This is a genomic window from Bradyrhizobium sp. CCBAU 21365 (assembly GCF_015291305.1).
Taxonomy (GTDB): Bacteria; Pseudomonadota; Alphaproteobacteria; order Rhizobiales; family Xanthobacteraceae; genus Bradyrhizobium; species Bradyrhizobium elkanii.
Genome location: NZ_CP030036.1, coordinates 6,167,373 through 6,190,951, shown reverse-complemented (window position 1 = coordinate 6,190,951; position 23,579 = coordinate 6,167,373). Strand labels below are relative to the sequence as shown.

At 65.0% G+C, this 23,579-nt stretch carries 24 protein-coding genes and 1 pseudogene; 17 read left to right on the top strand and 8 right to left on the bottom strand.

What is annotated here, in order from left to right:
- Positions 1-342 precede the first annotated feature (342 nt).
- From fliL to XI02_RS29205, 4 genes are read left to right on the top strand one after another with little or no spacing between them, the layout of a single operon-like run.
- Positions 343-831: a flagellar basal body-associated protein FliL gene (gene fliL, locus XI02_RS29220; RefSeq protein ID WP_016846736.1), complete on the top strand. Its 489-nt coding sequence runs from the start codon at positions 343-345 to the stop codon at positions 829-831.
- An 18-nt stretch (positions 832-849) separates the two neighbouring features.
- The gene (gene fliM / locus XI02_RS29215) at positions 850-2,052 is read left to right on the top strand and encodes a flagellar motor switch protein FliM (protein WP_018272489.1); all 1,203 of its coding nucleotides are present in this window, start codon (positions 850-852) and stop codon (positions 2,050-2,052) included.
- Entirely contained in the window at positions 2,049-2,522 is a 474-nt protein-coding gene (locus tag XI02_RS29210; RefSeq protein WP_026193006.1) for a DUF6468 domain-containing protein, read from the top strand. Before fliM ends, XI02_RS29210 begins: the two co-directional genes overlap by 4 nt.
- Positions 2,519-3,325, top strand: coding sequence for a MotE family protein (locus XI02_RS29205; RefSeq protein WP_018272488.1), 807 nt, complete (start codon positions 2,519-2,521; stop codon positions 3,323-3,325). Before XI02_RS29210 ends, XI02_RS29205 begins: the two co-directional genes overlap by 4 nt.
- A gap of 40 nt (positions 3,326-3,365) precedes the next feature.
- Here XI02_RS29205 and XI02_RS29200 read toward each other — a convergent pair whose 3' ends face one another.
- The gene (locus tag XI02_RS29200; RefSeq protein WP_016846731.1) at positions 3,366-4,571 is read right to left on the bottom strand and encodes a glycosyltransferase family 87 protein; all 1,206 of its coding nucleotides are present in this window, start codon (positions 4,569-4,571) and stop codon (positions 3,366-3,368) included.
- A gap of 355 nt (positions 4,572-4,926) precedes the next feature.
- Between XI02_RS29200 and XI02_RS29195 the strand changes: the two genes are divergently transcribed.
- From XI02_RS29195 to XI02_RS29185, 3 genes are all read left to right on the top strand, one after another.
- A complete protein-coding gene (locus XI02_RS29195) occupies positions 4,927-6,144 on the top strand; it encodes a glycosyltransferase family 87 protein (RefSeq protein ID WP_125459381.1) in 1,218 nt (405 codons plus the stop codon).
- 352 nt (positions 6,145-6,496) lie between these two features.
- Positions 6,497-7,339 (top strand): c-type cytochrome, encoded by an 843-nt coding sequence (locus XI02_RS29190; protein ID WP_016846729.1) that lies wholly within the window; start codon positions 6,497-6,499, stop codon positions 7,337-7,339.
- A gap of 279 nt (positions 7,340-7,618) precedes the next feature.
- On the top strand, positions 7,619-11,431 hold the full coding sequence (locus XI02_RS29185) for a tetratricopeptide repeat protein (protein WP_172647666.1): 3,813 nt from the start codon (positions 7,619-7,621) through the stop codon (positions 11,429-11,431).
- A 12-nt stretch (positions 11,432-11,443) separates the two neighbouring features.
- On the opposite strand, the gene XI02_RS29180 is transcribed toward XI02_RS29185, so the two are convergent.
- Positions 11,444-12,253, bottom strand: a complete 810-nt coding sequence (locus XI02_RS29180; protein ID WP_240537261.1) for a glyoxalase superfamily protein — start codon at positions 12,251-12,253, stop codon at positions 11,444-11,446.
- A 300-nt stretch (positions 12,254-12,553) separates the two neighbouring features.
- On the opposite strand from XI02_RS29180, the gene XI02_RS29175 reads away from it, so the two are divergent.
- From XI02_RS29175 to XI02_RS29155, 5 genes are all read left to right on the top strand, one after another.
- A complete protein-coding gene (locus XI02_RS29175; protein ID WP_016848329.1) occupies positions 12,554-12,790 on the top strand; it encodes a hypothetical protein in 237 nt (78 codons plus the stop codon).
- A gap of 24 nt (positions 12,791-12,814) precedes the next feature.
- Positions 12,815-13,756, top strand: a complete 942-nt coding sequence (locus XI02_RS29170) for a LysR family transcriptional regulator (RefSeq protein ID WP_075969165.1) — start codon at positions 12,815-12,817, stop codon at positions 13,754-13,756.
- A 127-nt stretch (positions 13,757-13,883) separates the two neighbouring features.
- Positions 13,884-14,594 (top strand): SDR family NAD(P)-dependent oxidoreductase, encoded by a 711-nt coding sequence (locus XI02_RS29165; RefSeq protein ID WP_016848333.1) that lies wholly within the window; start codon positions 13,884-13,886, stop codon positions 14,592-14,594.
- Between the two features lie 20 nt (positions 14,595-14,614).
- Complete coding sequence (locus tag XI02_RS29160) at positions 14,615-14,863, top strand: 4-oxalocrotonate tautomerase family protein (protein WP_038376877.1); 249 nt, start codon at positions 14,615-14,617, stop codon at positions 14,861-14,863.
- 122 nt (positions 14,864-14,985) lie between these two features.
- Positions 14,986-16,230 carry a YbfB/YjiJ family MFS transporter gene (locus XI02_RS29155; protein WP_244981089.1) on the top strand — a complete coding sequence of 415 codons (1,245 nt, stop codon included), beginning with the start codon at positions 14,986-14,988 and terminating at the stop codon, positions 16,228-16,230.
- On the opposite strand, the gene XI02_RS29150 is transcribed toward XI02_RS29155, so the two are convergent.
- From XI02_RS29150 to XI02_RS29125, 6 genes and pseudogenes are all read right to left on the bottom strand, one after another.
- Positions 16,227-17,378, bottom strand: a complete 1,152-nt coding sequence (locus XI02_RS29150; protein WP_172647667.1) for an aminotransferase class V-fold PLP-dependent enzyme — start codon at positions 17,376-17,378, stop codon at positions 16,227-16,229. The genes XI02_RS29155 and XI02_RS29150 overlap by 4 nt on opposite strands.
- A gap of 55 nt (positions 17,379-17,433) precedes the next feature.
- The gene (locus tag XI02_RS29145) at positions 17,434-18,321 is read right to left on the bottom strand and encodes a hypothetical protein (RefSeq protein WP_075969302.1); all 888 of its coding nucleotides are present in this window, start codon (positions 18,319-18,321) and stop codon (positions 17,434-17,436) included.
- Positions 18,322-18,434: 113 nt separating this feature from the next.
- A pseudogene (locus XI02_RS29140) lies at positions 18,435-18,811 on the bottom strand (type II toxin-antitoxin system HigA family antitoxin).
- A complete protein-coding gene (locus XI02_RS29135; protein WP_240537262.1) occupies positions 18,801-19,052 on the bottom strand; it encodes a type II toxin-antitoxin system HigB family toxin in 252 nt (83 codons plus the stop codon). Before XI02_RS29135 ends, XI02_RS29140 begins: the two are co-directional and overlap by 11 nt.
- Positions 19,053-19,111: 59 nt before the next feature.
- The gene (gene fliP, locus XI02_RS29130; RefSeq protein WP_026193003.1) at positions 19,112-19,864 is read right to left on the bottom strand and encodes a flagellar type III secretion system pore protein FliP; all 753 of its coding nucleotides are present in this window, start codon (positions 19,862-19,864) and stop codon (positions 19,112-19,114) included.
- Entirely contained in the window at positions 19,861-20,802 is a 942-nt protein-coding gene (locus tag XI02_RS29125; protein ID WP_245163962.1) for a flagellar biosynthetic protein FliO, read from the bottom strand. The genes fliP and XI02_RS29125 overlap by 4 nt, the downstream gene beginning before the upstream one ends.
- A gap of 358 nt (positions 20,803-21,160) precedes the next feature.
- Between XI02_RS29125 and flgB the strand changes: the two genes are divergently transcribed.
- From flgB to fliR, 5 genes are all read left to right on the top strand, one after another.
- A complete protein-coding gene (flgB, locus tag XI02_RS29120) occupies positions 21,161-21,571 on the top strand; it encodes a flagellar basal body rod protein FlgB (protein ID WP_016844763.1) in 411 nt (136 codons plus the stop codon).
- Positions 21,572-21,609: 38 nt separating this feature from the next.
- Positions 21,610-22,035 (top strand): flagellar basal body rod protein FlgC, encoded by a 426-nt coding sequence (gene flgC / locus XI02_RS29115; RefSeq protein ID WP_018272466.1) that lies wholly within the window; start codon positions 21,610-21,612, stop codon positions 22,033-22,035.
- A 26-nt stretch (positions 22,036-22,061) separates the two neighbouring features.
- Entirely contained in the window at positions 22,062-22,373 is a 312-nt protein-coding gene (gene fliE / locus XI02_RS29110) for a flagellar hook-basal body complex protein FliE (RefSeq protein WP_016844765.1), read from the top strand.
- A 142-nt stretch (positions 22,374-22,515) separates the two neighbouring features.
- Positions 22,516-22,779 carry a flagellar biosynthesis protein FliQ gene (gene fliQ / locus XI02_RS29105; protein ID WP_016844766.1) on the top strand — a complete coding sequence of 88 codons (264 nt, stop codon included), beginning with the start codon at positions 22,516-22,518 and terminating at the stop codon, positions 22,777-22,779.
- Positions 22,780-22,797: 18 nt separating this feature from the next.
- Positions 22,798-23,568, top strand: coding sequence for a flagellar biosynthetic protein FliR (gene fliR, locus XI02_RS29100; RefSeq protein ID WP_016844767.1), 771 nt, complete (start codon positions 22,798-22,800; stop codon positions 23,566-23,568).
- The last annotated feature ends 11 nt before the right edge of the window (positions 23,569-23,579 follow it).

Below are 23,579 nucleotides of genomic sequence, written 5' to 3'. Positions count from 1 at the left end.
CCCAAACCTTCACGCCGGACCCGTCGGTAACCATTGGGTTCTCCCAAACCCTCAGGTCACGCCGTGCTCTCAGCGAAAGCCGTGCCAACTTGAAATAGTGATTTATTTGAATGGCTTAGGTGTTTGGTCGGGGTCTGCAAGGGGCGGCAGAAAGGTCTTGTTGACCATGTTTGCCCGGCAGTTTTTTCCTAGTGGAAGGTAAATCCTAAGCTTCCGTTAACCATTATGGCCCCAGTGTTGCCGGCATTGGGGCGCGTCTGCGCCGGCGGCATTTGTATCGCGTCTTCAGGCCAAGGCTGGGGCAAATCGCGTTCGCATCCTTCAGGGTGAAGCGAGCGGACGATGGCGGACGAGGAAAAGACGGACAGCGGCGAGGGCGCGGCCGCTCCGAAGAAGGGCAAGCTCAGGCTGATCATTGCCGTCGTCGGCATCCTCGTCGTGCTCGGCGCGGGCGCCGGCGGCTGGTTCTTCTTCATGCGCGGTCACGGCGAGGAGCAGCACGCCGAAGCGCCGCCGCCGAAGCCGCCGAGCTTCGTCGACGTGCCTGACATGCTGGTCAATCTGGTCGGCGCGCCCGGCGAGCGCGTGCAATATCTCAAGCTGAAGCTCGTGCTCGAGGTCAAGGAAGAGAAGCAGGTCGAGGCGATCAAGCCGGCGCTGCCGCGCGTCACCGACCTGTTCCAGACCTACATGCGCGAGCTGCGCCCGAGCGACCTCAACGGCTCGGCCGGCCTGTTCCGCCTCAAGGAAGAACTGACCAAGCGCGTCAATCTCGCGCTGGCACCCAACCAGGTCAACGCGGTGCTGTTCAAGGAAGTCGTGATCCAGTGACGGGGTGGATGTAAAGCCATGGCCGGCAACGACCAGATGGACCAGGACGCCATTGCGGCCCAATGGGAAGCCTCGCTCGATTCCGAGGATCCCGAGGCGGCCGCGGCGGAAGCCGCCAAGAACGAGCTCACCGAGAACATGGCGCTGCAATGGGCCGCCATGGTCGAGGACGGCAGCCGCGACTTCGGTGGCAAGAACACCAACGGCGAGCGCGTGCTGTCGCAGGAGGAGATCGACAATCTCCTCGGCTTCACGGTCGGCGACGTCAGCCTCGACGACCATTCCGGCATCCGCGCCATCATCGATTCCGCGATGGTGTCCTACGAGCGTCTGCCGATGCTCGAAATCGTGTTCGACCGCCTGGTGCGGTTGATGACGACCAGCTTGCGCAATTTCACCTCCGACAATGTCGAGGTCTCGCTCGACCGCATCACCTCGGTGCGCTTCGGCGACTACATGAACTCGATCCCGCTGCCGGCGGTGCTCTCGGTGTTCAAGGCGGAGGAGTGGGAGAATTTCGGTCTCGCCACCGTCGATTCCAGCCTGATCTATTCGATGATCGACGTGCTGCTCGGCGGCCGCCGCGGCCAGACCCAGCTGCGCATCGAGGGCCGGCCCTACACCACGATCGAGACCAATCTCGTCAAGCGGCTGGTCGAGGTGGTGCTGTCGGATGCCGAGCAGGCGTTCCGGCCGCTGTCGCCGGTGACCTTCACGATCGACCGGCTCGAGACCAACCCGCGCTTTGCCGCGATCAGCCGCCCGGCCAATGCCGCGATCCTGGTGCGCCTGCGCATCGACATGGAAGACCGCGGCGGCAATGTCGAATTGCTGCTGCCCTACGCCACCATCGAACCGATCCGCAACGTGCTGTTGCAGATGTTCATGGGCGAAAAATTCGGCCGCGACCCGATCTGGGAAGGCCATTTCGCCACCGAAGTGGCGCAGGCCGAGATCTCGGTCGACGCTGTGCTCTATGAAGCCGATATCCCGCTGAAGGAGCTGATGAAGCTCAAGGTCGGCGACACCCTGCCGCTGGATATCCGCTCCGACGCGCTGGTCTCGGTGCGCTGCGGCAACGTAACCCTGACGGAAGGGCGCATGGGCCGGGTCGGCGACCGCGTCGCGATCCGCGTCACCAAGAATTTGCGTAAACCCCAAACCACCTTCGCGATGTTCGAGAAGGCGGACGAGCGGACCAAGATGATGGAGGCACCATGAGTCATGTGCTTGGACTAGCAATCGAGAGTCTGGTAGCCGTGCTGCTGATGCTGACGATCGGCTATTGCTGGCTGCTCAACAAGCGCCTGCAGCGGCTGAAGGCCGACGAGCATTCGCTGAAGGCGACGATCGCCGAACTGATCACCGCGACCGAGATCGCGGAGCGGGCGATCGGCGGGTTGAAGCACGCGGTGCGCGACGTCAACGAGAACCTCGGCAACCAGCTCGATGCGGCGACGCAGATGTCGGCGCTGCTGAAGAACCAGCTGGCGGAGGGCGACCACGTGGTGCGCCGGCTGTCCAAGATCGCGCTGGCCGCGCGGCCGTCCGAGCCCGCGCATGCGCCGGCACAGGCAGTTGCGCCCGCCGCGCCCGTGGCGCCGGCGCCCAGGGTCTCGGCCGCGCACGCGGTTGCCGCGGCGGCTGAAGCCTTCACCGAGCGCAGGAGGGCCGGCGGCCTCGCTGCATGAAGTTGCTTCGTGACATCAGAGTGATGCCTGTGGTGCTGGTCGCGATCTTCGGCCTGATGGTGCTGAAGGTCGCCGGCCTCGTGCTCGATGGCGGTTACGTGTTTGCCGACGATACGCCGCCGGCCGGCCAGTCCTGGGCGCAGCAGAACTTCAACTTCCCCGGCGCCGGCAAGGCTGCGGTTGTTGACAGCAAGATCAAGGGCGATCCCGGCGACATCACGGGATCGGTCGAGCACAAGGAGGCCAAGAAGGACGAGGCGCCGAAGGCGGCCGCACCGGCCGCGGAGCCGTCCAAGCCCGATGGCGTTGTCGTCAATCTGGATGCACCCGCGCCGGTGTCGGCATCGGAGCGCGCGATCCTGGAACGGTTGCAGTCGCGCCGCCAGGAGCTCGAGACGCGCGCGCGCGAGGTCGAGATCCGCGAAAGCCTGTTGAAGGCCGCCGAGAAGCGCATCGAGGCCAAGGTCGAGGAGGCCAAGGCCAATGATGCCAAGGCGAATGCCGATGCCGCGGCCAAGGCGGAAGCCGAGGCCGCGCGTTTCAAGGGCATCGTCACCATGTACGAGAACATGAAGCCGAAGGACGCCGCAAAAGTGTTCGATCGTCTGGAAATGAACGTGCTCTACCAGATCGCCTCGCAGATCCAGCCGCGCAAGATGTCCGACATCCTCGGCCTGATGCAGCCGGAAGCCGCCGAACGGCTCACGGTCGAACTCGCCCGCCGTGCCGGCGGCGACAAGTCGGCCTCAACCGACGATCTTCCCAAGATCGAAGGCAAGATGCTCACGCCGAAGACGAATTGACGGGTGCTATCGGCAGGTCCGTCAATTGGCGGTGGACTCCTCAGCCGTAAGCCAGATCCGACTTAACACCGGGTTGCCTGCATCGCATCCAGATCATCGCGATGAGGGTCGCGCACATGAACGGACCGACGGGCACGAGTGCGACCGGGTAGGTGAACCCCGCCAGGACAAGCACGCCGAACCCGATCCGGAGTTCGGAGCGGTTCGAGAGCAGCGAGCCATGTTCGGCCATGGGCGCGTTCATGAGAAAGATGAGCGCGAGAGCCAGGAGCGCCGTATCGTAGATCGCGAAGTACGGAGAGACGAGCAATGTCGCGACGAGCAGGCTCGCGGCCTTGACGGCGAAGCTGACGTTGCGGCGCCATATGATCAGCATCCACAAAGCGGCTGCCGCAGCAACGGCGACGTGCAATGCGATGGCCGATCCGTAGCCAAAACCGGCAAACCGAAGCACACCGTACACGCTCTGCAGCTTGTACCAAGCCAGCGTGCCGGTGAGATGGAACTGCGTCGTCGCGAAGATGGCTGCCTCACGGAACCCCTCAAAAGTGTCCCAGCCGAAGGTAAGCCCGGTGAGCAGCATGAACAGCGGTATCACCAAACTGGCCGTGATGAAGACGGTCCAGCGTCCAGTAGCGATCAGAACGAGGGGAAGCAGGACGCCATATTGCGGCTTGAAGATCAGCAGCGCGATCAGGAAGCCGCTGACGATCGGACGTTTGTCCAGCGTCAGCAGAATGGCGCCGAGCAGCGATGCCGCGAGCAGGGAGCTCTGGCCGACAATGAAATCGTACAGGACGGCCGGCACGGCGAATGCCAGCAGCAGTACGGCGAAGCGCGGCCGGATGGCGGAAACAACGAGCCCCCAGCACAGCAGCTTTATGGTGCTCCAGATCCAGAACGCGGTCGGAAACGGCAGCAGTGCCAGCAGTGTCGCCGCAAAGAAAAAAAACGGCGGGTAGAAAAACGGTATCGGCACCTCGTAAACGGGGAACGGAGCATCGTTCAGGCTGGGATGGATGTGAAGGATCGCTTGCCGCAACCGCGGCCAATCGTAGGCGGTGGCGGCATGGCCATCGAGAGCCATCTGCCCCGCGCTCCAAAAGCATGAAAAGTCGAGCCCGGTCGCGCCGGTACCGTCAACGACTTTCGGTAGCACGCAGTAAAGGGTAAAGCCCAACACGATGAGGCAGGCAATGGCCAACGCACGGTCGTATCCGCTGCGCTCCACACGGGCGCGCGCCATTCCAAATCCGTTCATGAAACTGCCAGAAACTAAGAATTGCTTGAAATGTAAGCGGTTGTATACCGCAACTGGCGGTGGCGCAAGCGAGTGGCCGATCTCCATGCGGCGTTGGGTTAATCACCGGGAGTTCCGCGGATGCCCGGTGGACCGGTGGTAATCCTCTCGATGCAGACGCGGATGTTCGCCGCCTCCGATGGTGTGGGCTCGACGAGGTCTCCGCGAAGCCAAACGCCTATCGACGCCGAGAATTGTACCCCAGTTATGGTAGCCTTAACCGGTAGCGTTAAGTTGCAACCGATTTGTGATTCTGGAATTGAAGTCGCTATGTCTCAAGGTGGTGTTTCAGGAATTGCCGATGCTGAAAGACATGCCATGGCTCACCGCGCCGCGCGCCCGATTGTACGTGAGTGGCGTCGCTATTGTGCTGGTGCTGACCCTTGCGAGGTCGCTTTTGCTATTTTACCGCGATGGCGGCTATGGCGCGAATAACTTTCTGCTCGGCTCGGACTTCCTGACGTTCTGGGCGGCCTCGCTCCAAGTGTTGGCCGGGCATCCCGCCGAGGTTTATCTGCCCGAATTGCATCTGCTCGCGGAAGCTCCATACCTGCGAGAGGGCTACGAGGCGTTCTTCTATCCGCCGACGATGCTGCTCTTGTGCGTGCCGCTGGCGCTCGCGCCGTATTTCGCCTCGCTGTTCGTGTTCATCAGTGTAACGGCGGCGTCGTTCGCCGCGGTGATCTGGCGTATCTTGCGAACGCCTTGGTGCCTGGTCGCGATCCTCGCCTATGCGCCGGTCTATCTTAATGCCGTGGCAGGGCAGAACGCCTTTCTGACGGCATCGATCCTCGGCTGCGGTCTCAACATCATGGACCGGAGGCCAAAGCTCGCGGGCGCGATCCTCGGGCTGATGGTGATCAAGCCGCACCTGGCGCTGGCCGTGCCGATCGCCCTGATCGTCACAGGTCGCTGGCGCACGCTGATCTGGGCAGGCATGTCGTCGATTTCGCTCGTCGTACTGTCCGCGCTACTGTTCGGCCTGGATACATGGCTCAACTTCCTCGACGTCTCTCATTCGGCCCGTCAGGCTCTGGAGAACGGCGACGTTGAATTTTCATTGCTGCAGAGCGTGTACGCGACAGCGCGCCTGCTCGGCGCCGGCGTCAACACGGCCTTTATCATTCACGGCCTCGTGGCGCTGGGCATGACGTGTGTGCTGGTCTGGATGTTGCGTCAGAAGATCAGTGCTGCCACCGAACGCTCGATCATCGTGCTCGCCTGCCTTCTGATTACGCCGTTCTGCCTGTTCTACGACATGCTCATCATGGCGCTGCCGCTGGCCTGGATGCTCCGCGAATGGTTGAGGGTCGGCTTTCCGGCCTGGTCGAAAATGGTGCTTGGCGTGACGTTTCTCGCGCCGATGGTCTTCTACCTACCTGTCCTCTATCAACTGTCGGTCGTGAAGCCGCTGCCTTTTGGTTCTCCGGTCATCATCCTGTTCTGTTGGTTGCTGGTCCGGGAGAGCACGCAGACGCGGCAAGCGGCGCATGGCGGGCGAGAGGTCGCGGCGGTCTGAATTCGGCGCACCTCACGCGAACCTCCGTAGTATTGCGGGAGTGTCCAGTGCTGGGCTTCCACCGCCGCGATGAATCAGGCGCGTTGCCATTGGCGCGGAGCCAACCGTAACGCTGGTCGCGCCAAGGCCATTGCAACCGAGCCATCGTGGACATTGCCAAAGTGCTTGATGCGAGTCTAGCATTGGCGTGAGGAAGGCGAGCGCGACTTCGCTATTTTAGAGCCTTCCGCGATTGCGGTCGCATGGACCGCCGCTTGAGTTGATTGATTGAATTGCTCTTGTGCCGGGCGCGAAGCTGCGCCCGATCAGAAATTGAATTTTTGATCACCAAGAAAATTTCGAGGAAACCAATATGCGTAGCCTGTTCATGATGCTTGTCGTCATCGCCACAACCAATCTGGCATGGGCCCAATCCGAACTGGTCAAACGGGGCGATTACCTTGTCAACGGCATTCTGGCTTGCGGCAATTGCCACACGCCGAAGGGACCGAACGGCGATGTTTTGGAGAAGGCGTTCTCGGGCGGAGGATACTGGGACGAGCCTCCCTTCACGGTGCATGCCGCCAACATCACGCAAGACAAGGAAACAGGCATCGGAAACTGGAGCGATGCCGATATCAAGAAACTGCTGCGCACCGGGCAAACCCCAAAGGGTGTGCATACCGCGATGGTCATGCCGACCAGCTTCTATCACATCCTGACGGAAAATGATCTCGACGCGGTCGTCGCATATTTGCGTACGATCACGCCGGTCCACAACAAGGTGCCCGATCCGATCTACAAGGTGCCTCAAGTCGAGAGCGTTCCGCCGGGCGGCGAGAACCCGTTCGCCGAACCGATGATGAGCGACAAGGTGCAGAAGGGATTCTATCTCGTCACGATCGCGCATTGCATGGCGTGCCATACGCCGATTGGACCGAGGGGACGAGAATACAAGAACAGTCTTGGCGCGGGTGGCGTCAAATTTTCCGGGCCGTGGGGAATCTCGGTTTCACGCAACATCACGCAGAACAAGACCAATGGGATCGGCACGTGGAGCGACGACGAGATCAAACGTGCGATCACCGAAGGTGTCAGCCGAGATGGCAGCCGTCTCGGTCGACCGATGGGATACCACTACTATGCCCGGATCAGTCCCGATGACCTTGATGCCATCGTGGCGTATTTGCGCACGTTACCTGGCAGCGCGGGGTAAGCCTCGTTGCACGGACAAATCCTGTCCGGTCACGGCCGCGCAGCGGGCCCCTGGCTGACTTCAAAGGATAGGCGTCCCGCCAGCTGTGCAGCCTGGCGGCGCTCGGAACAAGCTTCAGCTTCAAACCGAGCGTTTTGGTCGCCATTCCTTGCCGGCGGTCGGTCCGAAACAATCCGTTGACGTTAACAGCTCCTTAACGCCGCCCGATCCAAGATCGGGAGGCGTGGGCGAGGGCGCTTCGCGCTTGGTATGGCTGGGGTCCCGAGAAGACGTTTCGAGATGGCGCGAACCGCTGCCGCTGGAACATGGTCGCTAGGCCGCGCCTGGGCGCGGACCGCGCGTCTGTGCCTGCTTGCCGCCGCCGTTGCGCTCACAACCCTTGCATATCCGACCGCGGTGCGCGCCGAAGACCCGGTGCCCGGTGAGGCGACATTCTCTGCCGCGAACGGCTATGCCCGGCTGGTGCTGAAGTTGAAGGAGGATGTCGAGTCCGAGGTTACGACCGCCGGCTCGATCATCGTGATCCGCTTCAGCCGACCGGTCGACATCCCCGTCGAGAAACTGCAGGATGCGGTGCCCGATTATGTCGGCGCCGCGCGCCGCGATCCCGACGGCTCGGCGATCCGCCTGTCGCTGGCGCGCCGCGTCTCCATCAACACCATGACCGCCGGCGAGCGCATCTTGATCGACTTCCTGCCCGACAGCTGGACCGGCCCGCCGCCGTCGCTGCCGCAGGAGGTGATCCGCGAGCTTGCCGAGCGCGCCCGCGCCGCCGAGCGCCTGCTGCGCAAGCAGCGTGCCGCCGACGCCGCCAGGAAGAAGCCACCGGTGCGCGTTCGCGCGCTGGTTCAGCCCACCTTCGTCCGCTTCGTGTTCGAGGTGCCCGACGGGGTCAGCGTCTCCTCGGTGCTGAACGAGCAGAAGTTGACGCTGTCGTTCAATTCGGTCCTGACCTTCGACCTTGCCGATGCCAAGGTCGCCGCACCGCCGAACGTCGCGTCGATCAGCGCGCGCGCCGATACGGACACGTCGGCAGTTGACGTGTCGCTGATTGGCGATGTCGACGTGCATTCGTTCCGCGACGAGAAGAACTACATCGTCGACGTCGCCTTCCAGCAAAACGAGCAGCAGGCGGCAAAGCCCTCGCTAAGCTCATTGTTGCCGACGCCGCGCCCCAAATCGAAAGGCGCCGCGGCGATCGCGCCGGTGACATCGGAAAGCATCGCCCAGCAGGCCAGGATCGAGATCAAGCCTGAACAGTCCAAAGCCGAGCCGGCCAAATCCGAACCTGCCAAGTCCGAGCCGCAGCGCTCCGAGCCGCTTAAATCCGAGCAAGCCACGGGCGAGCAGCCGGCGGTCGCGCCCGCCAAAACGGAGCAGCCCCGATCGGAACTGCCCGATCCGGAGCTGCCGAAAGTCGCGGCCGCACCTGCGGCCAACGCCGAGAACGCTGCCGCGCCGATCCCGCCGCACGAGGGTGGTGCCGGCTCTGTGGCGGAACAGAACACGGCGCCGGTGACCGACGCACCAAAGCCAGTGCCCGCTGTCGCCGACGCGCCGGCGATGGAAGCGCCGAAGGCGGCTGCGGCGCCATCGCCGCCTGCTGCCGAGGCCCGTGCCGGCGGCAAGCCTGCGGTCGAAGCCCAGCGCGACAGCGACGGCTTGCGCGTGACGTTCTCATTCCCCGGCGCGACGCCGGCAGCGCTGTTCCGCCGCGCCGACACGGTTTGGATGGTGTTCGACACGGCTGAGGCAATCGACGTCGATCCGGTCCGCGCCAAGGCCGGCTCGTTGATATCAGATGTCAGCCGGATCGCGCTGGAAAAGGGCCAGGCAGTGCGCTTCCGCCTCAACCGGCCGCAGATGCCGTCGCTTGAAAGCGACGACCGCTCGCGCGGCGTGAGCTGGACGCTGACCTTTGCCGACCGCGTGCAGAAGCCGCCATTGCCGCTCACCGTGGTGCGCAACATCTCGGAGCCCTCGCTCGCCAATGTCAGCGTACCGCTCGCCAATCCCGGCCAGCTGCACAGACTGGTCGATCCCGACGCCGGCGATACGCTCTGGGTGGTGACCGCGCCGCCGCCCACCCGCGGCATCATCAAGCGGCAGGATTTCGTCGAGCTGTCGCTGCTGGAATCGATCCACGGCGTCGTGGTTCATCCGAATGCGGACGACGTCAAGGCCGAGGTCGGCGCCGACAAGGTGATGCTGGGCCGGCCCGGCGGCCTGACGCTGTCATCGGCCGACGTTGCCGCCGAGCGCGCGACCGCGGCGGTGAAGCCGTTGTTCGATCCGGACGAGTGGCGCAAGAACCAGTCCGAGACGTTCCTCAAGCAGCTCGACGGCCTGATTGCGGCGGCCGCGTCGGCCAATGCCGAACAGCTGCCGCAGGCACGGCTCGATCTCGCCGACTTCTACATGGCGCGCGGCATGTACCAGGAAGCCCATGGTGTCGCCAATCTGATCCTGTCCGAGAGCAAGCGCGGCAGCGAGACGGCGTCGGTGGTGATGGTGCACGCGGTCGCCAGCATCCTGATCGGACACCCGGCGCAGGGCCTGAAGGATCTCGCCAATCCGGTGATCGGCAACGGCTACGATTCCCAATTGTGGAAGGGGCTCGCTTTCGCCCGCGAGGGCAAATGGGCCGAGGCGCGCGAGAAGTTCAAGAACGCCGAATTCGCGGTGGCGACGCTGCCGCCCGATTTGCAGCGCATCGTCACCATGGACTCGATGAAGGCCTCGCTCGAGGTCAAGGATTATGCCGGCGCTGCGCGACGCAAGAGCGATCTCGACGTGGTCGGCGTTCCCGGCGAGCTGAAGCCCGCGGTTGCGGTGCTGCGCGGCCGGCTCGCCGAGGCCCTCGGCCAGGAGAAGGATGCGCTCGACGCCTATCGCTTCGCCGCCAATTCGGCCGATCGCCAAGCTGCCGCCGAAGGCAGGTTGCTGGAGACGCTGCTCAAGCAGAAGCGCGGCGAGATCGGCCGCGACGACGTGCTGAAGGAGCTCGAACTGTTGTCGATGCTGTGGCGCGGCGACAATATCGAGCTGAAGACGCTGTATGTGCTGTCGAAGATCTACGCCGAGACGGCGCGCTATGCCGACGCCTTCGCGGTGACGCGTGCCGCGACCCGGCTGCAGCCGAATGCGCCGGAATCGCGCCAGGCGCAGGATGCCGCCTCGGCCTTGTTCGTGCAGCTCTACCTCGGCCCCAGGGGCGACGAGATGTCGCCGATCGATGCGCTCGGCACCTTCTACGAATATCGCGAACTGACGCCGATCGGCCGCCGCGGCGACGAGATGATCCGCCGTCTTGCCGACCGCCTGGTCGGTGTCGATCTGCTCGACCAGGCTGCCGATCTCTTGCAATATCAGGTCGACAAGCGGCTCGAAGGCGCGGCGCGCGCCCAGGTCGCGGCGCGCCTTGCGATGGTCTATCTGATGAATCGCAAGCCCGACCGTGCCATTGCCGCGTTGCGCTCGACGCGGATCGCGGATCTCTCCGGCGAGCTGCGCCAGCAGCGGCTGCTGCTCGAGGCGCGCGCGCAGAGCGACGTCGGCCGGCACGATCTCGCGCTCGACATCATCTCGAACATCACCGGCCGCGAGGCAATCCGGCTGCGCTCCGACATCTATTGGGCGTCGCGGCACTGGCGCGAGGCGTCCGAGCAGATCGAGCTCTATTACGGCGACCGCTGGCGCGACTTCACCCCGCTCAACCCGGGCGAGAAGGCCGACATCATCCGCGCCGTGGTCGGCTACGCGCTTGCTGAGGACGCCATCGGGCTGTCCCGGTTCCGCGAGAAATACGCGCCGCTGATGTCCGGCGATGCCGACAAGCTCGCCTTCGACTCGGCCAGCAAGCCGGTCGCGACCTCCAGCGCCGAATTCGCCCAGATCGCGCGAATGGCCGCCAGCGTCGACACGCTCGACGGCTTCATCCGCGAGATGAAGACCCGCTTCCCCGACGCCACCGCCCGCGCGCCATTGCCCGATCCGGTCGCGACCGGATCGGTGACTGACAAGCCAATGGCCGCGCCGGTGAGCGCGCTGCCGGCGATCAAGGGCGAGCGCCGTGCCAGCGCGGCGCAGTAGCAGCGCAGAGTCTCACGGCCCGGCAGACACCCACGCGGTCGAAATGGTCCCGGTGGCGTCGAGCGCGATCCGCCAATGCGAGGCGCCGTTGGCATGTCGCACACTGTAGACATCCTCGCCCTGTGCGCCGACGCCGAGGAAACGTGTGGACTCGATCGCGCCGAGGTCGGCGAGGAAAGGCTGCAGGTGTGGCAATTGCTCGCGGGTCGCCGCGGCGAGGGCGGGGGTCATGTCCACATAGTCGGGCTGTCCCGATGCGACCCCCTCGATCAGGCGGCGGAGTGCGGCCTCGGTTCCGGAAGCCGGCGACTGGTTCTTCACACGTTCCGCGGTGCGATCCGCAATCTGCTTCGCGCTTGCAGCGTCGATGCGCGGCATCGGCTTGTCGCCATTTTGATGCAGGATCAGCGACGTCGCCTGACCGTCAGCCGCGATGACAAAGCTGATCTGCGCGTCGACCTCCCTGGCGAAAAACTCAGTCTGGCTCTCCGCAAAGAACGCTACGGCACGCTGCCCGGTGAGCTGTACAGCCAGGTGGTGATCCTCGCGCATCACACCGAGGACGGCCTGCTCGCTGAGCTGGTAGAAGCCGGCATAGCGGTCGAGCACCGCTGTCGCGACTGCGATTTCTTGCCGCACCGCGCCCGGCGGCGATTGCTGAGCGGAAGCCGGCACGTCGGCAGATCCGCCGGCGGCCTGTATCCGCGCCGCCAGCGTGTTCCAGTCGCGCTGGCCGAACAGTTTGGCGATCAGCTCCAGGCTGTCGCTATGGGTGAGGGGGATCGATTTGGCGCCGAGCGCTTCGCGCAGCGTCTGCGCCATGGTCTTGGCATCACGAAAGTCGCGCATGGGATCAACCTTTGCATCGACGAACGGAAGGCGTCAGGGGCTTGCGTTGCTGACCCGTTCGTGCGGGCAAAGGAAGCCTGAAACATGGCTTGATACATTCACCGTCCCCGGGTGGGGTGCAAGCGGCGGGTGGTATCGACCCTGCCAAATGTTCGCCGGGGACGAGCATTTTGTCAATTGCAACTGGTTGTGATCGCACGCGCGCTCTCGACATCCTGCCGTCAAATCGGCAACCATGGCGTCCGTTGCAAAGCGCCGGGAGGACGTCGTTACATGAGCAAGCCGATCAAGACCGAAGCCGAACTCATCGAGATGGCGCGGGCCGAGTTGAAGGCCCATGCCGACTGCCCCGACGGCATCGACATCTCGGTGCCGCGCGGCGGCGACAGCTGGGAGTTTCGCGCCAGCGCCGATGACGCCACGGTGGCGAGGCCCGGCTATCCCGAATGCGTCGCGATGCTGGTGCAGATCGGCGACCACCTCAGCAAGCAGTATGACGTGACGGAGTAACGGCGGCCGCGAAGCGGGGGATCGATGGACCGCATCGACGCCATGAAAGTCTTCGTCGCGGCGGTCGACGAGGGCAGCCTTGCCGGTGCCGGGCGGAAGTTGCGGCGATCGCCGGCGGCGGTCAGCCGGGCGATCGCTTTCCTTGAGCATCATGTCGGCGCCGAGCTGTTACATCGCACGACGCGCTCGCTGAAGCTGAGCGACGCCGGCCAGCGCTATGCGGCCGCATGCCGTCGCATTCTCACCGAGCTCGAGGAAGCCGACATCTCGGCGGGCGGCGAGCGGTCGGTGCCGCGCGGCACGCTGACCGTCACCGCGCCTGTCGTCGTCGGCGAGGACGTGCTGCGGCCGGTGCTCGATGCTTTCATGGCGGACTATCCGGCGGTGTCGGTGCGGCTCGTGATGCTCGATCGTACCGTCAATCTGATCGACGAGGGGATCGACGTCGCGTTGCGCATCGCCCATCTCACCGATTCCAATTTCATCGCGATCAAGCTCGGCGAGGTGCGCCGCGTGGTCGCGGCATCGCCCGGCTATCTCGCGCAGCATCCGCTGATCAGCGAGCCGGCGGATCTGGCGAAGCACCAGATCATCGCCATGACGCATTTCGGGCTCGACTCCTGGAGCTTCCCGCCGGCCGCGAAGTCGAAGATCGCGCGCGCGGTCCAGTTCACGCCGCGGCTGGTCGTCAACACGGTGCGCGCGGCGGTGGCCTCGGCCAGCGAAGGACACGGCGTCACCCGGCTGTTCTCGTATCATATCGCCGATGAAATCCGCGACGGGCGGCTGCGGATATTGCTTGTTAAGGACGAGCATCCGCCGTTGCCGGTGCATCTTTTGGCGCCGCAGGGCCGCTTCGACGTGCCCAAGGTGCGCGCCTTCGTCGATTTCGCGACGCCGCGGCTGAAGCGCTATTTCGAGCGGCTGTCGCGCGAGGCCAGCAAGGCCGGCGCGAAAGCCCGATGACGTCAGTCGTTCGCGCCGCGGAAGAGTGTCTGCCGAATAGCGGGCATTCGCGCGCAAAGCGGATGTATCTAGCTTCCCCTCCATCGAAGCGGCGCTGGGTCGCTTCAGCAACAGGTGGAGAGAGATCATGGGTGCAGAGCAGAAGGTTGCCATCATCACCGGTGCGTCGCAGGGCCTCGGCGAGGCCATCGTCAAGGGCTATCGCGACCGCAACTGGCGCGTCGTCGCCAATTCCCGCAGCATCAAGCCGTCGACCGACAGCGACGTTCTGACCGTCGCCGGCGACATCGGCGATCCCGAAGTCGCCGACCGCATCGTCAAGCAGGCGCTCGGGCGCTTCGGCCGCATCGACACGCTGGTCAACAACGCCGGCATCTTCCTGGCGAAGCCCTTCACCGACTATACCGACCAGGACTATGCGCAGGTGCTGGCGACCAATCTCAACGGCTTCTTCTACATCACCCGGCGCGTTGCCAGGGAGATGGAGAAGCAGGGATCCGGGCACATCGTGCAGATCACGACCAGCCTGGTCGATCACGCCAACAGCAACGTTCCCTCGGTGCTGGCCTCACTGACCAAGGGCGGCCTGAACGCCGCCACCAAGTCGCTCGCCATCGAATATGCCGCCAAGGGCATTCGCGTGAACGCGGTCTCGCCCGGTGTGATCAGGACACCGATGCACGCGCCCGCGACGCACGACTTCCTTGCCAGGCAGCATCCGGTTGGACGCATGGGTGAAGCCAAGGACATCGTCGATGCCGTGCTGTTCCTGGAGAATTCGGGCTTCGTCACCGGCGAGATCCTGCATGTCGACGGCGGCCAGAGCGCCGGCCACTAGCGAACACGATGGAGCGTGCCATGCCGATCGTCACCATCCAGGTCACGCGTGAGGGGACGGCGCCGGGTGCGTCGTCCACCACGCCGGAGCAGAAAGCCGCACTCATCAAGGGCGCCAGCGAGCTGCTGCGCGACGTGCTCGGCAAGCCCATGGAATCGACCTTCGTCGTCATTGAGGAAGTCGACACCGACAATTGGGGCTGGGGCGGGCTGCCCGCGCTCGACTATCGCAAGAAGCTCGCTGCTTTTGCGGCGGCATCGTCCCGCTGACGGCCTTCATCACATCGAACCGAGCACCTCTCCCGATCGGGAGAGGTGCGCTGCGATCGCCATGAACGATTGCTGCGATCGCAACTAATCATTTTTCACGAACGGCCGGAGCGCCTACTGCGATGTCCATGTCAGCCAATGTCGATCATCACAGCCGCCATCATCACGCCGAGCGGCACCGGGATGCAGGCGGGCCGCTGTGGCTGTCCGCGGCCGCGGGGCTGTGCGCCTCGCTGGTCGGACTCGGACTGGCGCGCTTCGCGTATACGCCGCTGATCCCGGCTTTGATCGCCGCAAGGTGGTTCACGCCGGCGGAGGCGGTCTATCTCGGTTCTGCCAACCTTGCCGGCTATCTCGCCGGCGCGTTGATCGCCCGCGATCTCGGCGCGCGCATCGGCTCGGTGCGGGCGCTGCGCGGCACGATGGTGCTGGCCGCCATCACCTGCTTTGCCTGCGCGGTGCCGATCTCCTTCATCTGGTTCTTCGGCTTCCGCTTTCTCGCCGGCGTCAGCGGCGGCGTGATCATGGTGCTGGCGGCGACGGCAATCCTGCCGCATACCGCGCCCAGCAAGCGCGGCCTGGTCGGCGGCGTGATCTTTGCCGGCGTTGGCCTCGGCGTCGCCGCATCAGGAACGCTGGTGCCGCTGTTGCTGCAGCAGGGCGTCAAGCAGGCCTGGTACGGCCTTGGCGTGCTGTCGGCGGTGCTGACACTGATCAGCTGGAAGGCGTGGCCCGCCGAAGCTCCTGCCGCGCGTAACGTGGCGGAGCAGCCCGTCGCGTCGCATGGCGTGCGTTCGCCGCTGGTGATTGCGCTGTGCCTGGAATACGGCCTCAACGCGCTGGCGCTGGTGCCGCACATGGTGTTCCTGGTCGATTTCGTCGCGCGCGGGCTCGGGCAGGGGATCGCGGCGGGATCCCAATACTGGGTGCTGTACGGTATCGGCGCCGTGGTCGGACCGTTGCTCACGGGACATCTCGCCGATCGCGCCAGCTTCGCCGCGGCGCTGCGCGCGGCGTTCCTGATCGAGGCCGTTGCGGTCGCGCTGCCCGCCGTGACGAATTCGCCCGCCGCACTGATCATTTCGAGCCTGATCGTCGGCGGCTTCACGCCCGGCATCGTGCCGCTGGTGATCGGCCGCATCCACGAGCTGATCCCGCATTCGGCCGCCAGCCAGCGCTCGGCCTGGGCGCAGGCCACCACGACCTTCGCGCTGTTCCAGGCGGCGGGCGCCTACGGCCTGTCGTATCTGTTCGCGCACAGCGGCGGCGACTATGCGCTGCTGTTCGTGATCGGCGCAGCCGGGGTGGCTGCCGCGCTGGCGATTGAATTGCTTGGCGTCGTCGGACGGCGGCACAGGTCCGGCTAGCCGCGCAGCGATTTCGTGAGCACGGCGACGAGGCGGTCGAGATCGGCCTCGTCGTTGAAGACGTGCGGCGAGATCCGCATCCGGCCGAGCCGCAGCGCGACATGGATGTTCTCGGCGGCGAGGCGCGCGATCAGCTCCTTCGGGATGCCGCCTGCCATGCCGAGGCTCAGGATATGCGGCGCGCGCACGCTGCGCGCCGGCACGTCGAGGCCGAGGTCACGCACGCCGCCCGCGATCCGCTCGTTGAGCATCGCGAGCCGCGCGCTGACGGCAGCGGCGCCCCATTCCGCCATCATCTCCATGCCGATCGAGGCCATCTCCAGCGTGATGAAATGATCGCGCTCGCCCATGTCGTAACGCGTGGCGTTGTCGACATAGGCGAGATCGCCGAAATAGACCGGGTTCTCGGAATTCACGTTGCGGCGGCCGCTGGAGGTCTGCTCCAGCGGCACGCCGTTCTGGTGGCGTTTTGCAATGTAGAGGAAGGCGCGCCCGTAGGGGCCGATCAGCCATTTGTAGGTCGGAAACATCACGGCGTCGGGGTCGAGGCTTGTCACGTCCATCGCCACGACACCCGCGCTCTGCGTCGCGTCGATGACGAACATTGCGCCGTGCCGCCGCAGCGCGGCCTGCACCTTGTCGACGTCGATCATGCCGCCGTCCGACCAGTGCACCGAGGAGATCGAGGCGAGGCCGACAGGCGGCGCGCCAGGCCGCTCGATCGTTGCTGATACCGCCGACGTCCAGTCGCCGTCGGCGGGCTGGGGCACGGTGTCGACGATGAAGCCCTGCGCCTCGGCACGGGCGTGCCATTCCAGCACCGGCGAGGAATGGTCGTTCTCCAGCACGATGACGCGGGTGCCGCGCGGAATGCTCAGCGCCTTCGCCACCGTCGCGACGCCGTAGCTGATCGCGGGGATCAGCGCGACATCGTCCGGTGCGGCATTGATCAGGCGGGCCGCCGCGCTACGGGCGCGCTCATGCTGGCGGCTAGCGAAGCCGGGATCGATCGTCCAGGGCTGGCCCTTGCGTCCCACCGCCGCGCGGCCGGCGTCGAGCGTCTTGAGCGGCAGCGGGCTGTAGGACGCCGAATTCAGGTAGCAGACCTCGCGTGGAATCTCGAACAGATGGCGCTGGGAGGGAAGCATGTCGTCTCGTTTGCTGGAATTTGCGGATCATGACGTGACGCGGAAGAGCGCGCGCTCAGCCGTCATACTGGTCCGGCCCCATCGCCCATGGCGCCTGGTCGTAGCCGTTGGCGAAGGTGCGGTTGGTCTGCGCCGGGTTGCGGTTGACCAGCGGCCGCAGATACATCGGGTGGGTGGCGCTGCGCACCTCGTGCTCGACGGTGAACAGATGCCGGCCGTCGGCCGGATCGACGATGTCGCAGAAGCGGTACTGGTATTGATTGTCCTCGCGGGAGATCAGATTGCGTTCGCGCAGCCGCTGGTAGGGGCCCGAGAAATCCGTGATGTAGATCTGGATGTGATGACCGTCGAATCCGCCCGGCGCCGCGTCGCTCTCGCGGAATTGCAGATACTGATCCTTGCCGACTTTTGCGCGCGCGAGCGTGCCGTCGCCGTTCACAACGCTGGCGGGGATGCCCATGATCTCCGGATAGAACCGGCTGATCGCCTCAGCCGTGCCGCGCGGCACCTCGAACTCGACATAGGGCATGCCGAGCGCGATGCGCCCGAACCGTCCGGCGTCCGGTTCAAAGCAGCGCAGGCGGTTGCCCCAGGGGCAGACGGCCTCGACGTGATCATTGCGCTCGCGATAGCTGAACGCGGTGCCTTCGAGCTTGGGCGCGACCGCGGCGAGCCGCTGCAGCAGGGCCTGCCGCCCGGCGATCACGATGCCGCTGTGGCCGCGCAGCACCTGCGGCCGGCCGCTCGGCAGATGGAACTGGCTGCGGCCGACATTCACCCACATGTTGCTGTCGGAGACCATCAGATAGGGATCGCGGGTCAGCCCGATGCCGGCGACGTAGAACAGCGTGGCGAGGCGCTGGTCGGGCACCTGCACATTGACATGTTCGAGATGAATGGCGTTGCCAAGGTCTTCTGCGGCGCGGTCGAATGGCTGCTGCACGGCGCGGCTCCCTGGATGCGGTGCCGGGCATGATAGTGCAACGGTGTGGCCGATCCAGCCGACCGGCCATGAATGTTTCGCAGGGCGCTACCCCCCGTAACTCTGCACCCGGCTCAGGCCGCGTTCTTCCGACTCGGTCGGATCAGCACTTCCGCCGAGATACCGAGATGCTCGTGCAAGCGTCGAATCATCCCCACCGAGAGGGCGCGCTTTCTATTCAAAACTTCGGCGATGCGGGTTCGCGTCCCGATGATCCCCTCCAGATCCCGCCGGGTCAGTCCCTGCTGCTCCATCCGGAACTGATTGCTTCGATGGGATCAGGAGGATCCATCGGGTAGTGTTGAGCTTCATAGGCATCGATCAGCGTTGCGAGCACGTCCAGCCTGTCGCCATCGCGCGTTCCCGCTTTTGCGCCCCAGAGGCGTTCCACCTCCTTTAGCGCAAGCTCATAATCCTGTTCCGTCCGGATTGGCTTGACCTCAGTCGCCATGTCGCACCTCTTTCACGTCAATCTTGTCGTAGTCCTTGTGCGTACCGATCCATTTGATCCATACGATACCCTTCTCGAAGTCGGCGGCGATAACCAACCGATATTCGTTTCCCTTGATGTTGAAGACGATCCGATCCGCTGAAACGATGCTGGCGGTTGAGTAGCTGCGTCGTACATCCGCAGAGTTGGCCCATTGCGCCTTCTTGACTTCGTCGAACCACGCATCGAGGGCAGCCTTCAGCGCGGCGTAGTCTTTGTGTCGCCGCCGCCCCTCTACAAATGGCGCAAGCCGTTGGGAAGCTACCCCCCGTAACTCTGCACCAGGCTGCCGGCGACCAGGGCCCAGCCGTCGACCAGCACGAAGAAGATCAGCTTGAACGGCAGCGAGACCACCACCGGCGGCAGCATCATCATGCCCATCGACATCAGGACCGAGGCGACCACGAGGTCGATGATCAAAAACGGCAGGAACAGCAGGAAGCCGATCTCGAAGGCGCGTTTCAGCTCGGAGATCATGAAGGCCGGCACCAGGATGCGCAGCGACATCTCCTCCGGCGTCGCCGGCGGCGGCTCGCCGGAGAGGTCCATGAACAGCTTCAGATCCTTCTCGCGGACGTTCTTCTGCATGAAGCCGCGCAGCGGCACCGAGGCGCGCTGCAGCGCGTCCTCGACGCCGATCTGGTTGGCGACCAGCGGCTTGATGCCGTCGTCATAGGATTTCTGCAGCACGGGGCCCATCACGAAGGCGGTGAGGAACATCGCGAGCGCGATCATCACCGAGTTCGGCGGCGCGGTGGCGGTGCCGAGCGCAGTGCGCAGCAGCGACAGCACGACCACGATGCGCGTGAACGACGTCATCATGATCAGGATCGACGGCGCGATCGACAGCACCGTGAGCAGCGCAATCAGCTGGATCGCGCGCTCGGTGACGCCGCCATTGCCGCCGCCGAGATTGATGCTGATATCCTGCGCCATCGCCGGATCAGCGAGGGATCCGGCGGCGATCAGGACAGCGATGAAAAAAACTCTACGCGGGACGGCCGCTGGCCTCACGAAGGATTCTTCGGTCGGCCGAGCAGCGAGGCCATCTCGTCCTCGAGATTCTCGAACCCGCTCTTCTGTCCGCCGGCGGGCGGGGCGGGCGGCTCGCTTCGCTGCGGGCGCGCCGGCGGCGCCTCAGGCGCAACCGGCGGCGCGACGGTCTCGCCGGCGCCGGTCGGGCGGCGCAGCGCCGCTTCGAGCCGTTGCGCCATCTCGGCGAGATTGGCGTCGGCGTTCGATGGAGGCGGCGCTGCCGAAGGCGCCTGCGTCGCGGCCGGCGGCGGTGTCTGGGGAGGCGGTGGCGGCGGCGTCACGGCGCGCTCGGTTGTGCGCAGCGGTGGCGGCGCCTTCGGCGGCTCGGCGGCGCGCGGCGGGCGCGGGACCACCGGCTCGGAGCGCGGCGGCAGGCGTGGCGGCATCGGATCGGGCCGCGGCTCGCCGCGTTCGGGCGTGAAGCCCGCGAGCGGATCGCTGCGACGCTCGGCGAGCGGCGGCGGGGGCCGGCGCAGCTCGTCGGCGAAGGAGGGCCGCGCCTGACGCGGCGGCAGCTCCGGCTCGGGAAGCTCGAAATTCTCGGAGCGGGCGGCTTCGCTCTCGTTCCAGGCTGCATCCGGAAGCGGCGCCACGCGCGGCGGCGCGGCATCGGCTGCGACCGCGGGGCGGGTCGACATTTGATCGCGCGCGGGCATCGCGCGGACGATATTCGGCTCGACGACGATATCGGTGGGGCCGCCGATCATCAGGAGATGCTCGATGTTGTCGCGGCGGACCAGCACCAGGCGGCGCCGCCCGTCGACCGCGGCAGCGTCGATCACCGCCAGGCGCGGCATGCGTCCTCGGTTGGCGTTGGCCCCGAGGCGGTTTCCGGCGAAGCGGCGGACGAGCCATGCGGTCACGCCGATGAGCGCCAGCACGACAACGAATGCCAAGACGAATGTAATGACCTGCATATTGGAGTCCCCGGCCATCTTGGCCATCCTCAGCTTTCGCCATCAACGGGCGCGGATTGACAGGTGCGGTTTGCGCAGCGAATCGCGCCCGAGATTCGCCTTATTTCTTAATTCCCAGCGGCTTGCAGCCCACTGTTCTATTAATAAACCAAGAATCGCTTGTCCCAAAACGACTTCTCAGCGCCCCGCACTGTCTTGGTTTATGCTGGTTAACGCAGCATTCGTGGCGAAAATGCGCTCGCAGGCCGCAGTTGCGGCGTTCTCCACGGATCCGTCCGGCATTTTAACCACCCGTTAACCATACACCGGGCAAATTCTGCCTACCTCGGAAGAGCCAGAGGTTAACGGAGCCGCGGCGATGGCCATGAATGATCTCCCGATCCTGTCGGCGTTGCGCACCAAGATGCAGTGGCACCAGGAGCGCCAGCGGGTGCTCGCCGAGAACATTTCCAATTCCGACACGCCGAGCTTCCGGCCGCGCGACCTGGTCGAGCCGAAGTTCGACCGGGCCGGCGCCACGGTCGGCGGCGGCGTGGGCACGCTGCCGATGATGCAGACCAGCGCCACCCACATGGCGGCGTCCGGCGCGCCCGACAGCTTCGACAACGATCGCGGCAAGAGCGGGTTCCAGACCCGTCCGGCCGGCAACGCGGTCAATCTCGAGGAGCAGATGCTGAAAGTGTCGGCCAACCAGATGGACTATGCGGCCGTCACCTCGCTCTACAGCCGCAGCCTGCATCTGCTGAAGACTGCGATCGGCAAGGGCTAGAGCAAGGGTAGCCCGCCTGACGGCGGCAGGAGGATCCCATGGCAGATGGAACAAGCGATTTCGCCCGCTCGATGAGCATCGCGACCTCAGGCCTGCGGGCGCAGGCGGGGCGCATGCGGGTGATCTCGGAAAATATCGCCAATGCCGATTCGACGGCGCAGACCGCGGGCGGCGATCCTTACCGCCGCAAGGTGCCGACCTTCTCCTCCACGCTCGATCGCACGCTCGACGCCCAGGTCGTGGCGCTGGGCCGGATCCGCCCTGACCAGTCTTCGTTCCGTGTCAAGCACGAGCCGGGCAATCCGGCGGCGGACGCCTCGGGCAACGTCAAATATCCGAACGTCAATGCGATGGTCGAAATGACCGACATGCGCGACGCCCAGCGCTCCTACGAGGCCAACCTCAACATCATCAGCGCGACGCGGCGGATGATCCAGCGCACGCTCGACATCCTCAAGTCCTGACGCAACAAGAACAGGGAACGTAAATCATGGCTTCACCGACAGTCGCCGCCAACGCCTATGCCAACCTCGCCAAGATGATGGAGCGCGGCGGCGCCGAGAAGGCCGGGCAGGCCGTCGCCGGCCCATCCTTCAGCGCGCTGCTGAAGGACTCCGTCGGCAGCGTCCTGGAGGCGGGCAAGAAGTCCGACGCGCAGACCATGGCGATGGCCTCGGGCAAGGCGAACGTGATGGACGTGGTGACGGCGGTCGCCGACACCGACGTTGCGGTGTCGACGCTGGTCTCGGTGCGCGACCGCGTGATCCAGGCCTACGAAGACATCATGAAGATGCCGATCTGACGTGGCCTGCGACGTCATCCCGGGGCGATGCGCAGCATCGAGCCTCAGATGTGCAATTGCACATCAAAGATCTCGAGGTTCCGGGTTCGATGCGTTGCATCGCCCCGGAACGACGGTGCAAACACTAGCAAGCGAGAACCCAATGACCGGCCCCGAAACCCTCGACGTGGCGCGCGATGCGATCTGGACCATCGTGGTGGTGTCGTCGCCCCTGATGGTGGTCGGCCTCGTGGTCGGCGTCGTGGTGTCGCTGTTCCAGGCGCTGACGCAGATCCAGGAACAGACCCTGATTTTCGTGCCGAAGATCCTCGCGATCTTCGTCACATTGCTGCTGGCGCTGCCGTTCATGGCGGACTCGCTCAGTAGCCACATGATGCGGATTTCATCGCGAATCATCGGCGGTTGATGCACTAATGCCGCGGTCATGCGCATCGATGTCTCCCTGCTGCCGGCGCTGGCCGCGATCTTCGTGCTGGTCTTCGCGCGCGTGGGCGCGATGGTGATGCTGCTGCCCGGTTTCGGCGAGAGCAACATCCCGGCGCGGGTCAAGCTGTCGATCGCGTTGTTGCTGACGCTGATCATCCTTCCCCTGCATCGCAACGCCTATCATGTCGACCTGACGTCGATCTCCTCGCTCGGCGTCCTGATGGTGCATGAGCTCATCATCGGCATCGTGCTCGGCGCGACCGCGCGGGTGACGCTGTCGGCGCTCAACGTCGCGGGCTCCGTGATCGCGCAGCAGCTCGGCCTCGGCTTCGTCACCGCTGTCGATCCGACCCAGGGGCAGCAGGGCCAGATCATCGGCAACTTCCTCACCATCCTCGGCCTCACGCTGCTGTTTGCGACCGACAGCCACTATCTCGTCATTGCGGCGCTGAGCGAGAGCTACCGCATCTTCTCGCCGGGCGAGATCATGCCGACCGGCGATGTCGCCGCGCTTGCGACCTCGGCCTTCTCCGCCGCCTTCAAGATCGGCCTGCAGCTGTCCGCGCCGTTCCTGGTGTTCGGCCTGGTCTTCAACATCGGGCTTGGCGTGCTGGCGCGGCTGATGCCGCAGATGCAGGTCTATTTCGTCGGCGTGCCGCTCTCGATCATGGTCGGGTTCCTGATCTTCGGCGTCGTGCTCGCCGCGATGATGAACACCTATCTCGACTATTTCCTCGGCGTCATGCGCCAGCTCGCTCCGATGAATTAGGAGGAGAAGAA

Coding starts and splice junctions, on each gene's coding strand:
- fliL (WP_016846736.1), top strand. CDS start 343: ATGGCGGACGAGGAAAAGACGGACAGCGGCGAGGGCGCGGCCGCTCCG.
- fliM (WP_018272489.1), top strand. CDS start 850: ATGGCCGGCAACGACCAGATGGACCAGGACGCCATTGCGGCCCAATGG.
- XI02_RS29210 (WP_026193006.1), top strand. CDS start 2,049: ATGAGTCATGTGCTTGGACTAGCAATCGAGAGTCTGGTAGCCGTGCTG.
- XI02_RS29205 (WP_018272488.1), top strand. CDS start 2,519: ATGAAGTTGCTTCGTGACATCAGAGTGATGCCTGTGGTGCTGGTCGCG.
- XI02_RS29200 (WP_016846731.1), bottom strand. CDS start 4,571: ATGGCGCGCGCCCGTGTGGAGCGCAGCGGATACGACCGTGCGTTGGCC.
- XI02_RS29195 (WP_125459381.1), top strand. CDS start 4,927: ATGCTGAAAGACATGCCATGGCTCACCGCGCCGCGCGCCCGATTGTAC.
- XI02_RS29190 (WP_016846729.1), top strand. CDS start 6,497: ATGCGTAGCCTGTTCATGATGCTTGTCGTCATCGCCACAACCAATCTG.
- XI02_RS29185 (WP_172647666.1), top strand. CDS start 7,619: ATGGCGCGAACCGCTGCCGCTGGAACATGGTCGCTAGGCCGCGCCTGG.
- XI02_RS29180 (WP_240537261.1), bottom strand. CDS start 12,253: ATGGCGCAGACGCTGCGCGAAGCGCTCGGCGCCAAATCGATCCCCCTC.
- XI02_RS29175 (WP_016848329.1), top strand. CDS start 12,554: ATGAGCAAGCCGATCAAGACCGAAGCCGAACTCATCGAGATGGCGCGG.
- XI02_RS29170 (WP_075969165.1), top strand. CDS start 12,815: ATGGACCGCATCGACGCCATGAAAGTCTTCGTCGCGGCGGTCGACGAG.
- XI02_RS29165 (WP_016848333.1), top strand. CDS start 13,884: ATGGGTGCAGAGCAGAAGGTTGCCATCATCACCGGTGCGTCGCAGGGC.
- XI02_RS29160 (WP_038376877.1), top strand. CDS start 14,615: ATGCCGATCGTCACCATCCAGGTCACGCGTGAGGGGACGGCGCCGGGT.
- XI02_RS29155 (WP_244981089.1), top strand. CDS start 14,986: ATGTCCATGTCAGCCAATGTCGATCATCACAGCCGCCATCATCACGCC.
- XI02_RS29150 (WP_172647667.1), bottom strand. CDS start 17,378: ATGCTTCCCTCCCAGCGCCATCTGTTCGAGATTCCACGCGAGGTCTGC.
- XI02_RS29125 (WP_245163962.1), bottom strand. CDS start 20,802: ATGCAGGTCATTACATTCGTCTTGGCATTCGTTGTCGTGCTGGCGCTC.
- flgB (WP_016844763.1), top strand. CDS start 21,161: ATGGCCATGAATGATCTCCCGATCCTGTCGGCGTTGCGCACCAAGATG.
- flgC (WP_018272466.1), top strand. CDS start 21,610: ATGGCAGATGGAACAAGCGATTTCGCCCGCTCGATGAGCATCGCGACC.
- fliE (WP_016844765.1), top strand. CDS start 22,062: ATGGCTTCACCGACAGTCGCCGCCAACGCCTATGCCAACCTCGCCAAG.
- fliQ (WP_016844766.1), top strand. CDS start 22,516: ATGACCGGCCCCGAAACCCTCGACGTGGCGCGCGATGCGATCTGGACC.
- fliR (WP_016844767.1), top strand. CDS start 22,798: ATGCGCATCGATGTCTCCCTGCTGCCGGCGCTGGCCGCGATCTTCGTG.